This window comes from Flavobacterium sp. CFS9, from assembly GCF_041154745.1.
GTDB lineage: Bacteria > Bacteroidota > Bacteroidia > Flavobacteriales > Flavobacteriaceae > Flavobacterium.
In genome coordinates this window covers 2,609,278-2,623,876 of record NZ_AP031573.1, presented here as the reverse complement: position 1 = coordinate 2,623,876, position 14,599 = coordinate 2,609,278, and the positions used below count along the sequence as shown (strand labels likewise).

Annotated in this window: 1 protein-coding gene; it reads right to left on the bottom strand. The window is 42.7% G+C overall.

Annotation, left to right across the window (positions count from 1 at the left end):
* Positions 1-127: 127 nt before the first annotated feature.
* Positions 128-14,341, bottom strand: coding sequence for a gliding motility-associated C-terminal domain-containing protein (locus tag ACAM30_RS11355; protein ID WP_369618589.1), 14,214 nt, complete (start codon positions 14,339-14,341; stop codon positions 128-130).
* Between the last annotated feature and the right edge of the window lie 258 nt (positions 14,342-14,599).

Here is a 14,599-nt window from a genome sequence, read left to right as displayed (position 1 = left end):
TAAAAATCAGTAAGCACATTATAGATATATTACTGTTTTAAAGAATATAGCGACAAAAAAACAATAAAAAAAGCGCGACAATGTCGCGCTTTTTAACATATAATTACCTGAAAAACAATTATTTACATCATCTTGAAAAATATAAATACCCCATTAAACTTACAGGTTCATTTAAATACGTTTTATACGTAATCACGTAAAAATAAGTACCAACCGGTAATCCTTTTTGTTTATTGACCGTTGCCCTTCCTTCTGAAATTCCTGTAAAGACAACTGAGGTATTATTATAACCATGAGCATCGTAAACCAGAACTCCCCAACGGTCATAAATTTCTACATATACATCAGGATAACATTCGACCCCGTCAATTTTAAATACTTCATTAATCCCGTCACCATTAGGTGAAAATGCATTGTGAACCGTAATTTTACAAGCATCTAATGGTAGTTCTGTAGGATTGTCTTCTAAAATAGAGTTTCCGTCAGACAAGTCTTTTGCAATTTGCCCGTCCGGACTGACGGCAGTTACCTCAGCCTGATTTACTACAGATCCGGCCTCGAGATCAGCGGCTGTTAAAACATAGGTTCCAATAAAGTTATTAGAATTGGTCTCTCCCTGTCTTAAAATTATCGGATCCCCCGTAATCGTTACGCCCGGTTTAGGATCTTTAACTACAACATTTACGAGTATAATATTTCCCGTATTGGTTATGCTAAAACGATATGTAACCGTTTCCCCTACCTCAGCATACCCATTTTTGTTTTCATCGTTAAAAGTAGCCGTTTTGATAAGTGCAATAGAAGGTTTAAGACTTAAACTAACAACCGTTGGATCATCATCACCCGTTAAAGTAGGATCATCACTATCGGAGATATCGGTAACCGGATTTCCCTGAGGATCATCTCCAACGGCAAGTGCCGAATTGACTACTTCTCCTTTGGCAACGTCTGCAATAGTTACAGTATACGATGCTGTAGCTTTTCCTGTTGCACCCGGCGCCAGTACATTAGGAGAAACAGCAATGGTTGTAGTGGTTAGCATCGGATCTGTTATAACCAAATTGGTGAGTACTACATTTCCGGTATTCTTAACCGTAAAACTATAATTGATAATAGAACCTACTCCTCCGTTTCCGGTTAATTTTCCTCCTTTTATTAAAGTTAGCTCCTTATGTTGAGGCACCGGAGTAATTGTAGGATCATTAGGTCCAATTAAGGTAAGATCATTACTGTCTGACAAATCCTCAATGGCTGATCCGCTGGACGGCTGTGCTTTCACCAAAGCCTGATTTTCGACATAGCCCAGATTAATATCTGCCTGAGTCAGCACATAGGTTCCTTTATAACTTGTGGTGTTAGTTTGTCCAACTGCCAATGTTGCAATTGGTCCCCCCGTAATGTTAGCCTTCGGATCGGTCACTACCACATTGTTTAAGTCTAAAGTTCCGGTATTGGTAACAACGAAGGAATAACGAATCTGCTCTCCCGGCTGTGCATAACCATCTCCATTGGAATCCACAAAAACACCTTGTTTAAGCAATTGAATCGAAGGCTGTGCTACCGTTATTTTGATAACAGCCCGATCACAATTGAGTGTATTGGTACTCTGACAAATTTCATAAACAATCGTATAAATTCCTGTAGAAGTCCCAGGTGGAACGCTTACCAATCCTGTTGTGGTGTTTAAAACCGGAACCATTCCCGAATTGATACTGTCTGCAGGAGAAACAACATTTATTTTCACCTGTGATAAAGTTGGTGCAACACCATTCAGTAAATCGTTTGTCAGTACATTTATCACATCCGCTGCCCCATCTAAACCATTTATTCCGCTTGCTGCATCATCATTGGCGATAATAGGTCCCGAAGTAACATTGATCGTGATATCAGCCTGACTACAATTGGTCGGATTTAAAACTTCGCAAATTTCATAACGGATCGTATAAATTCCGCTTGATGCACCTGCAGGAACGTTAACATTTCCGGTAAGGATATCCAAAGCAGGAACTGCACCGCCGTTGATAGAAACCGCAGGTGTAATTACACTGGTTTTAATTTCAGACAATACAACAGCTGCCCCGTTTAACTGGTCATTTGAAATAGCATTGACTACATTTGTCGCTCCTGTAAATCCGTTTACATTATTGACGGTATCGTCAACGGCAAGAATTGGTGCTGCAATTACAGTAATAAATACGATAGCATCATCACAATTTGCCGGATTTAGTTTTTCGCAAATATGATATTTAATCTGGTAGTTTCCTGCCGGTGTTTTTGCCGGAATACTGACCATTCCCGTTAAAGGTTCTAATACCGGTACGGGGCCGCCATTGATTGGTGTTGCCGCAACATCTACTGTAAGATCGACTTTACTGATACTTGTAACCGCTCCGTTAAGTCTGTCGTTGGCAATAACATCTATCGCATTATTGGCTGCCACATAACCATTGATGTTAGACAATGTATCGTCGTTAGCTTCAATAGTCGAAGCTCCTACTACAATGGTAATTACAGCGGTATCTGCATTGGTTAAAGTTGCTTTTTCTCTTAACGTATACGTAATGGTATAGGTTCCTGCAGAGGTTCCCGGCGGAACACTAACGATACCTGTCGCAGCATCCAGTACAGGAACGTAACCTGAATTGATTGGGGTCGCCGGTATAATATTGGTAATCACAACTTCAGACGGAATTACTTTAACTCCGTTTAAGGTATCATTATCTAAAGCATTTATTGCGTTCGCCGTTCCTGTGATTCCGTTAATTCCCGCAACATTATCATCAACTGCATCGATTGGGCCTGCAATAACATTAATCCTGATAACAGCTTCATCACAATTGGACGGATTCAATTTATCGCAGATTTTATACACAATCGAGTAATTTCCGGGGCTTGTGCCTGCAGGAACATCTACAGTACCGGTCGTAACATTTAAAACCGGTACTACCGCTCCGTTTATCGAATTTGCCGGAGTTACCAAAGTACTATTAGTATTGGTCTGCAAAATCGCCGTTCCGTTTAAAGTGTCGTTGTCGTAGGCATTCAGAACATTCGTTGCTCCGGTATATCCGTTAATATTTACAGCTGTATCATCATTCGCCACAATAACCGGAGCTATTACCGTAATATTTATAACGGCATTATCGCAATTCGTTGGGTTTAATTTGTCGCAAATTCTATATCTGATCTGATAATTTCCTGCCGGAGTTCCCGCCGGAATACTTACAAATCCTGTTGCAAGATCTAAGGTAGGAACCAATCCGCCATTTATAGAATTCGCCCCGCTTAGTATCGTCGGATTAATTAAACTCACATCTGTTAAGAGAACACCGTTGTACGTATCATTGTTTGTAAAAGCATTCAGTACATTATTGATTCCTGATAAACCATTTACATTGATGATGGTATCATCTTCCGCTACTATCGAAGGGGCGTTTACAATTATTATGATGGTGGCCTGACTGCAATTCGTTGGATTTAATTTTTCACAGATCTGATATTGGATTAAATAAGTCCCTGCAGAAGTTCCCGGCGGTACATCGACATTTCCTGTAACAGTATTCAATACCGGAACAATTCCGTTTGTTGATGTCGGCGGTGCCGTAGTACTCAAAACACTGATATCAACGAGAGTGGCTTGTGCGGTTACTCCGTTAAGGCTATCATTGGTTAGAGCATTTACTACATTATTGGCACCAACATATCCGTTAATAGTATTCGCAAAATCATTATTCGCATCAATAATTGGGGCAATAACATTTACCGTTATATCGGCCTCACTGCAATTTGACGGATTTAGTTTTTCACAAATACGATAGTGAATGATGTAAATTCCTGCTGAAGTTCCTGCCGGTACATCGACATTTCCTGTAACAGTATTCAATACCGGAACCGGATTTCCGGCAACATATCCTGTTGGAGTTATACCACTTATGGAAGTAATATCAATGTTAACCAGTTGAATGTCTGAACCGTTCAGCCTGTCATTAGTAATGGCATTTATAACGTTGGCGGCACCTGTGTATCCATTAACATTACCTGCGTTATCAGCATTGGCAATGATCGTTGGCGCTATTACGGTAATGGTTATAGTTGCCGTATCAAAATTGGCAGAATTTAAGTTTTCGCTCAAACGATATTGAATGGTATAAGTTCCTGCCGTGGTTCCTGCCGGTACATTTACAGCTCCGTTTGAAGGATTTAGAACTGGTATCGCTCCGCCATTAATTGGTGTTGCCGGAACTACATTACTGATGGTTACCTGAGCAGGAATAACGGCCGCTCCGTTTAACGTATCATTCGATAAAGCATTCAGCACATTCGTTGCGCCCGTAAATCCATTAATATTGGCTGCGGCATCATTCACTGCATCAATTTGTGGCCCCACTACAGTGATAAATACAGAGGCATTATCACAATTCAACGGATTTATTTTCTCGCAAATGTGGTATTTAATCTCATAATTCCCTGCCGGAGTTCCAGCCGGAATACTTACAAATCCTGTTAGCGGTTCTAATACCGGAACCAGACCTCCGTTTATTGGTGTTGCGGCAGCATCAACGGTAATATTAACTTTCGAGATGTTAGCAGCAGCTCCGTTAAGGGTGTCATTCGATAAAACATCAATTGCATTGTTGGTCGTTACATATCCGTTTACATTAGCAATGGTATCATCATTGGCTATAATTACCGGAGCCGAAACCTCAACCGTTATAAAAGCAAAATCATTATTAGACAAGTTCAGCTTTTCATTCAACTGATATCCTATCAGGTAAATTCCCGCTGCAGTTCCCGGTGGTACACTTACGTTTCCTGTTGTCGCATTTAGTACCGGAACCAAACCTCCGTTAATAGGTGTAGCTGGTATAATATTAGTAATTGTTACTTCTGAAGGAATTACCGCCAAACCATTTAAGGTATCGTTGTTTAGAGCGTTTAAGGCGTTTGGGTCTCCAACAAACCCGTTAATTGGGGCAAAATTAGCATCATCTACGGCATCAATTGGTGCCGGAACTACCATGATGGTAACCACTGCCTGATCGCAATTTGTTGGATTTAGATTTTCACAGATTTTATACACAAATTTATATTCTCCGGCCGGTGTACCTGGTGGAACATCTACTAAACCGGTAACACTGTCTAACGTTGGAACCGGACCGCCATTTATAGGCGCAGGAGTTGATATAACAGTTGTCGTAATATCCGGAAGGTCAAGCATACCTCCGTTTAGTAAGTCGTTATCATAAATATTGATTACATCGTCTGCTCCTTCATAGCCGTTTACATTTAAAACGGTATCATCAATAGCATCAATAATAGGCACAACGACATTAATAATTACAGTCGCATCGTCGCAATTGCCCGGATTAAGATCTTCACATATCTGATATTTAATCTGATATTGTCCGGCAGGAGTTCCCGGTGGTACGGTCACAAAACCTGTCGAAACATCTAACTCAGGAACAGGAGCTCCCGGAGTTTTAGGCTGTGCCGGGGTTAGAATTGACGGAGTCAATACATCTGCCAGATTGATATTAATAATCTGACCGTTAAAAGTATCGGCTCCGGCGGCATTGGTGTACACATTAATGACGTCTACCCCGCCCTCATAACCGTTGATGTTATTCACCTGATCGTCATTTGCAATGATCGGAGCGGCATCTACTACAATGGCAATACTTCCGTTTGCGCAATTTGTCGGATTTAATTTTTCACAAATCGTATAGGTTATATAATAGGTATCGGCCGGGGTTCCTGGCGGGATGCTAATGCTTCCTGTCGCTGCACTAAAAACCGGAACATTGGCTCCAGGGTACAAAGGTATAGCAGCGATATTTTGCGAAATTGTTATTTCATCAAAATTTACTCCGGTAATCGGTACTCCGTTTAAGGTGTCATTGGTTAGAGCATTCGCCGCATTCAACTGTCCTACATAACCATTTATGTTTTCTACCCGATCATCATTTGCAATAATTTCGGCATTCCCAACCGGAACCAGAATACTTGATGTATCACAATTGGTAGGTGCTCCAATTTCGCAGATCCTATATTCAATTTCATACAGTCCTTTAACAGTCCCTGGTGGCACATTTACATTTCCGGTGGTGATATCCAGATACGGAACGGTTGTTATGGCCGAATTAATAGGCTGTGCCGGATTTACTACCGAAAGGGTCACATTAGACAAGGTTGCCTGTGCACTGGCCAGTCTGTCATTGGTTAAAGCATTAATCACATTGTTAGCTCCCGTATATCCGTTTACCAGATACTTCACGATATCGATTCGGGCATCAATTCCCGCAGTCGTAACACTAATGGATTCTGTTGCTGTCGAACAATTTTTAAAATTCGCAGGGTCTGACGGAGTTCCCGGATTTACAATTTCACATATCGTATAAGTTAACGTATAATCTCCCGGAGGAGTTCCCGGTGCTACCGAAATAGTATTGTTGGCAGGATTAAAAGTTAAGAAACTGGAAATAGAATTGATCGTAACATTAACTGACGAAGGGTTCAAAATAACTCCATTCAGCGTATCACTGTCTAAAATGGTTTGTGCTCCGGTATTCCCTCCCGTATCTCCTGATATGGAAGCGAAATTTTCTGAAACCGCACAAATTCTGTTAGAAATAGTAAAGGTAGTCCCGGATGAGATACAAGTATTCAATCCTACCCGTCTCACATAAATGGTTACATTTCCGGAAGGCAAACCTGCAAAAACGTTACTGGCCTGAAAGGTCGTTCCGTTGCTGCTGTATTCATAACCTGTTCCTAAATCTGGGTTTATGATATTCACTGTTCCCGTAGCACTGGTACAAGAAGGCTGTTCGGTAACTAAACCAACCGGAGCAGCAGGCAGATCAAAAACCTCTAATGTTACCTGATTGGAAAACGTATAACAACCGGACTCTGCCTGAGAGATATTCACTTTGAAATATCGGTTACCTGCTGTAGCGTAAGCTGGTGTGGTATAAGAAGCTGTTGTTCCGCCAACTCCAACTGTTACGTCTGTATAAGGCCCTGCCAGAGCAGCAGCACTTTGCCATTGATACAATATTGGACTTCCGGAAATATTTCCTGTTGCCGCAACAGTAAAAGTATGAGTCTGATTAATACAGGCTTCCCCATCTTTTGGTTGCGTAGTAATTATTGGAATATCAAAAACATCAACTTTCGCCGGATTAGAATTTATTGTTCCACATCCAACACCTGAATCTGTTACACGCAATCTGTAATACGCATCTGCATTTACAAAACCGGTTGTATAAGTGGTTGTATTCGCTCCCGAACCATCCGTTACGTTTGCCCACGCTGTTGTTCCATCCAAGGATTTTTGCCACTGATAAGTAAAATTTCCGGAACCGTTTTGTGCGCTGGATGTCATGGTAAATACACCTCCTTCACAAATGTTTCCTCCCACAGGCTGTACCGCTATCGTTGGATCCGGAATAACAGTTGCTACTACAACATTGGTAATAAGAGTACAGTTTGGATTTGACGAAGTGATGACACAACGATAATAGGTTGTAACGGAAAGTGGTCCTGTCAAATAATTCGGATTTTGCGCTCTGATTTCTCCGGTAATATCGGCCCAGCCATTAACTCCGTCTGGTGAACGCTGCCATTGATAAGTAAACGAAGCCGATCCATTGTTTGCCGAAGCCGCTGTTGACATCAACACTGTTCCTCCCACACAAACGGTAGTCGGGTTTACAGGCTGAGTGGTTATACTTGGAATAATTACGGAGGCAGTACTCGATAAAATTGGTGTACATCCCTGAGTAGGATCCGAAATGGCCACCTGATAAAAAGTAGTCACCGTTAAATTTGGAGTAGTATAAGATGCCGAATTCGCTCCCGCAATATCAGTAAACGGTCCCCCTAAAGCAGCAGAACTTTTCCATTGGTACGCATAATTTCCGGAACCACCTGCCACTACAACATTTAAAGTTGCGTTTGAACCACTGCAGATATTGGTTTTAAATACCGGTTGTGTCACTATTGTAATCGCCGACAAAACGGTCACGGTCGCTACGTTTGATGTAATGGTATTACATCCGCTTCCGCTGGCCGAAACATCTACTTTATAATAAGTCGTCTGAGTTAAAGCAGGAGTAGCATACGTCGCTGCCGTGGCTCCTCCTATGGCTGTAAAATTAGCATTATTGGTACTGCTGTACCATTGATAAGTTAAAGCCGGAGTTCCATTTGCACCTGTTACCGATAAAGTATGATTTCCTCCCGAACAAATTGTCGCTCCTGTTGGCTGAACGGTAATGGACGGATCCGGAACCACTGTTGCTGTAACCGTATTAGACGTCAGGATACAGTTAGTAGTCGATGAGGTTACTAAACATCTGAACTGGGTGGTCCCATTCAATGCATCTGAAGTAAAATTAGCCGTAGTTGCCGTTGCATTGGTTTCATTCACGAAACCTGAGCCTGAATTACTTTGCCACTGATAGCTAAGAGTTCCTGTACCTCCGTTTAATGAAGCCGAAATACTGATATTTACAATTCCTCCCACACAAATAGCTGCCGGAGTGACTGGCTGGGTCGTGATTGTTGCCACAAATACCGGTACTGCATTCGAATAAACTTCGCAGCCATTAGGCGATTGTGTCACTCTGACTCTGTAATAAAAAGTAGACGTTAATGCTCCGGTGGTGTAAGAGGCTGTTGTGGCTCCGCTTCCGCCAGGTGCATTGGCCCAGCCTGTTGTACCGTTTGGAGATCTTTCCCATTGATAAACCAAAGCTCCTCCCAAAGGATCTCCCGAAGCTGCTACTGTCATAGTATGTGTTGCTCCGGAACAGATGGTATTTCCAACAGGCTGCAGATTTACAACGGGATCAGGAATTACATCTACTAATACGCTATTGGAAGATACCAGACCACAACCGTTTCCGGTAGCCGAAACATCTACACGATAATAAGTATCCTGTGTTAATGCAGGAGTGGTATAAGTACTGGAAGTCGCACCGGATATTTGTGCAAAACTTATATTGTCTGAACTGCTGTACCATTGATAATTTAAAGACGGAGTTCCGCCTGTTCCGGTAACCGATAAGTTAAATGCCCCGCCTGAGCAGACAATCCCGCCTGTTGGCTGAACGGATATGGCAGGATCCGCGACTACAGTTGCTGTAACCGTGTTTGAAATCAATACACAATTGGTTGTGGATGAGGTCACGAGACATCTGAACTGTGTGGTCGTATTTAAAACATCAGAAGTAAAATTGGCAGTTGTTGCCGTTGCATTGGTTTCATTTACAAAACCTGAACCGGGATTACTTTGCCATTGATAACTAAGCGTTCCCGCGCCTCCGTCTAACGTGGCAGCAATTGTCATGTTTACAATTCCGCCTACGCAAATAGCTGCCGGAGTGGCCGGTTGCGTTGTAATTCGGGCAACATTAACCAATGCGGCATTTGAAAAAGCCTCACAGCCGCTTCCCGATTGTGTAATTTGTGCTCTAAAATATAAATTTGATGTTAAGGCTGCTGTAGTATAAGTTGCTGTATTGGCTCCGCTTCCTCCTGAAACATTAGTCCAGCCCGAAGTTCCGTTTACCGAACTTTGCCATTGATACCCAATCGTTCCTGCAGCTGTATTGGTTGTTGTCGCAGCGACTGTCATCGTATGTGTATTTCCTGAACATATTGTATTTCCTATTGGCTGAGTGGTAACAACAGGGTCTGCAACAATAGTGAGTTTGGCCACATTACTCGTAACCTGTGTACAAGTACTCGAAACCATCACTCTGAAATAATATTCTCCGATTGTTAAGGCACTATTCGTCGTAAGAGAAGCATTCGTTTGTCCTGAAATATCAGCCCAGCCTGTCACTCCATTGGCAGAAGTTTGCCATTGATAGGTATAAGGTGCTATACTTCCGGTTGGACTGGCCGTAAAAGTTGCAGTACCTCCTTCACAAATGGTGGTGTCACTCGTTAATGCCGGAAGAACTAAATCGGAAGGTCGTATTATATTGACTTCATCTTCATAAGCATTACAGGAACCGTTACTGATTGTCCATTTCAATCGTGTTGTTCCTACTGATATATTCGTTACCGTAGTATTAAAAGCATTTGGATTGGCGATTACTGCCGTACTGCCTGGATTTGTTACAAAAGTCCAGACTCCTGTTCCCGTTACCGGATTGTTTCCGTTTAAGGTTGCCGTTCCCGTATTACAAATCGTCTGATCCGCTCCTGCGTTTGCTAATGGCGGCAATGCATTTACAGTTACCGAAACATTACTCGAACTTGGCGGACACACTCCGCTTGTAATCGTCCATCTAAAAACATAATTGCCTGCCTGTGTTCCCAGAACAGTTGTTGTTGGCGAAGTTGCATCGGCAAAGCCTACTGTTACCGGCCCTGAAACTTGTGTCCATAAACCCGTTCCTATTGTTGGTGTATTGGCTGCCAGCGTTAGCGTTTGAAATTCACAGATACTAATTGGAGATCCTGCATTTGAAGTGGATGGCAAAGGATTAACCGTTAAAGTCATCTCATCAAAAAACTGACAGCTAAGATTTGTGGCTGTCCATCTCAAAACATAAGTTCCCGCAGCACTTGGCGTAAAGGCAGAAGTCGGACTCGAAGTATCAGAAAAAACTCCTGCAGGTCCACTGGTTCTTGACCACTGGCCTGTTCCAACAGTAATAACATTGGCCGCTAAAGTTGCACTACCCGATTGACAAATCGTCTGATCAGGTCCGGCATTTGGAACTGTTAAATCTGCTGTAACCGTAATTTGAACTGTATCGGTATTAGAAGGACAAAGCGCTCCATTGCTAACGGTCCAGCTGAAAACATATACCCCCCCTGTTTGTGTCAGATTACTAACCGTAGTGGTTGGCATAATATCGGAGCTGAATACTGCTGTAGTTGGTCCGGAAACCTGAGCCCATTTTCCCACTCCTGCCAGTGGCGGGATTGCCGTAAGATCTGTCACAGATCCGCAAATACTTTTATCACCACCCGCAATGGCCGGTGAAGGCGGTTCTGAATTCTCTATTCTAATCTGATCCGATTCACTACAGGTTCCTGAACTAACGGTCCAGTTAAACACATAAAAACCATAACCCGGATTGATAAACATCGTGTTGGGATCGGTATCATTTACAAAAGAGCCTGTTCCCGGGCCAAATAATACCGTCCATTTTCCGGTCGTTCCGGGATCAGGTGTCGAAGCTGCCAGCTGAAATCCTCCTGCACCTACATCACAAAATTCCTGATTAGGCCCCGCATTTGGAGGTGTTGTAATCTGACCGTTTACCGTTACCTGAATATCATCTGACGTTTCAGGACAAAGACCTTGTGCCGCAATGGTATATCGAAACACATAAACACCCGGTATTAAATTGGTTATCGCCGCGCTATTGTTGCTGGTTGTGGTAATCGTTGGTGCTCCTGCTCCTCCGGAAACATAAGTCCAGGTTCCTGTACTGTTAGTATTACCCGTTAAATATAAAGGTCCCTCTAAGCAGGTGGCATAATCAGAACCCGCTGTTGCAACTTCCGTTACTTTTACAGTCATCTGATCCTGATTTGTCGGGCAATTTATTCCCGTAGAGGTGGTCCATTCTAAAATATATTCTCCCGTTATCAATCCGGATAAAGTTGAATTAGCAGCTCTTGCATCTGAAAATACAGGCGAATTTGGTCCGCTGACCAACGACCATATTCCATTGCCAATCACCGGAGGAGCCGCTCCGAGAGTAACCGAATTTTGATTACAAACCGTTTGATCCGGTCCTGCGATTGCCGGTGAAGGGCCTTCATCAACATTAAGTTGTACCGTATCTGAAGTACTCGCACAGAATCCTCGTGAAATGGTCCATTTGAACACCCATGAACCCGGAGTCAGTCCCGTGATTGTAGTACTCGGACTGGTCGGATTGGTAATAACAGGTCCGTCTCCTCCGCTAACCAATTCCCATAGACCGCTTTCTCCGGAAGCCGGAACATTTCCTGTTACTGTTGTGGTATTAGTACACAGCCTTTGACCGGGACCTGCCTGTGCTACAGTAATATCAGGCGCTATGGTGATCCCTACACTGTCTTCACCGTCAGCACAGCCCACATTACTAACGGTCCATTTAAAAGTATAATCTCCGTCACTTAGTCCTGTTACTGTGGTATTATATTGTGTTGGATTTGTAATGGTTACTGCTGTTCCTGCCGTCTGAGTCCAAAGACCTGTTCCGGGAGCAGGATCATTTCCGTTTAAGGTAATCGTGCCCGTACCTGTTGGAAAACATTGAGCAGCTCCTGCATCGGCATCCGCTCCTTCTGTGCCATTGGTTACAACATCAACGGTATCTGCCGATGTACCGCAGCCGTTTGCAATAGTCCAGGTAAAAGTATACGTTGTATTGGCAGCCAATCCGCTCACTCTGGTGTTTGGATCACCCGGATCGCTGATAATTACCCCTGCACTGGGAGAAACGGTCCATGTACCATTTTCGCTGTTCTGTATGGCATTCCCTTGTAATTGAACTTTTGCTCCAAAACAAACTGCCTGATCTGGTCCGGCATTAGCATCTGTAGGAGCAGCACTGGATACCAAAACCTCAGAAGTGCTTTGAGAGACCTCACAGGCTTCTCCTCCGGAAATGGTCCATCTGAATTTATATGCCCCATTAATTAAGGGAGACACTGTTGTAGTCGGGCTATTGACATCAGAGAAGGTCACAGTACTGGGTCCTGAAATCTGCGACCATTTTCCTTTCCCCCGAACGACGAGATTTCCCGCCAATGTTCCGGAAGTTGAGTTACAAGGCACTATCTGCATCGTTCCCGCACTCGAAGTGGTGGGAGTCGCAGATACAACCAAGGTCACATTATCATAAACAGTTTCACACTGACTTCCCTGATTTGGTGCTTTAATTAAACGAACCACATAAGTTCCTGCAAAAGTCAATTGACTAATCGTAAGACTGTTTCCTGAAAAATTCACAGGAGCTGTCGGGAACGAAGGATAGGGCGGATTAAGAACGGGATTGATATTGGGTCCTGATACGATCTGCCAGCTCATTTGCCCGTTACCCGTAAAGGTGATCGGAAGTACAGCCTCAGAATCATTACAGCCCAAAACCTGATCCGGACCTCCTGAAATGGATATGATATCCTCTAAAACAACCACATAATTTGCCGATGTCACGCAATTGGTTACACTATTCGTCAGTGTATACAAAAAAGTATAAGTTCCTAATGCCGTCATTCCCGATACCAGCGTCGTAGAAGAAGTCGGATTTTGAATTACTGCTGTCGGGCCTCCGGTTTGCGTCCACTGTACACTTTCATTTACATATCTGGGTATGGTTCCCTGAAGAATCGTTGAGGTTCGCCCGTCACAAAAAAAAGCGGTAGAACCGGTAACATTTGTAACATCGGCTGTTGGTGGCGGTACTACTACAGTTACTTCATCCACTCCATTGGCACAGGTTCCGGCAACAGTCCATCTAAAAACATAGGTCCCTTCAAACAGACCGGTTACTGAGGTATCATTTTGATTGGCATTTGTAAAATTTGGAATGCTTGGTCCTGAAACAACTGTCCAGGTACCTTGCTGCTGTCCCGGTGTATTTCCGCCAAAACTTCCATTAAGAGTAACCGTCTGAGTAGCAGAATAACAGTTTGAAAGCGTAATGTCAGCTCCTGCGGTAACAGGCATTCTTCCTCCTAAACTCGAAATAATTACGTCATCAGTTGAAGTACAGGATCCATTTGTTATCGTCCATCTTAAAGTGGTTGAACCGGAACTATTTCCGGAAACTGAAATAGTACTGGTGGGAGAGTTTGGACTGTTAATGGTAACTCCGGCACCGTTATTCCCTACAATACTCCAGGTTCCAGTTTCTGTTCCTCCAACTGCATTTCCGCTAAGTGGATAGGTTCCCTGGCAATAGGTTTGATCCGGTCCCGCATTTGCAGCTGTAAGTGGCGAAACCGTTACTACAACATCATCAAATATGGTTGAATCGTCACCACATTTAGCCGTTAATCTAAAAGTATAACTGTTTCCGGGAACCGCTCCCTTTACCAAGACCTGCAATGCGTTCGGATCATCAATTTGTACAGCTGGTCCTCCTATCTGGCTCCATTTCGGAGCATTTATAAAATTAGTCCCCGGTGCCGTATTGGCCGTCCCCAGTAAATAAAACTGATCCGGTGGTAAAGAGGTTGCTCCACCCGGACAAATTGTTCTGTCTGCATTTGCGTTTACAGTACAATTCTGCGAAAAAGTATAAACGGGAAGTACAAATAAAAAAAAGAAAAGCGTTTTATTTAGTCCTTTATGTAATTTATCAGAGTAATTTAATTTCATAAATTTAAATTTTTGAATTAAAAACAAAGAAATAACAGTAAAACGTTGGGGCGACTTAACACAAATTTAATAAAAAAAAGCTTATCCAAGAAATAAACGCACTGATTATTAAGTAGTTACAAAAACAAGGCTTTACAATAATTTATTCCATTGATTTACAGCAAATTACATCTTTTTAAAGCTTTTGTTAATATGAAAAAACCAAACAAAAACATCCAAAATCATTAATAAAACAAAAAAACAAGACAAAATACATCC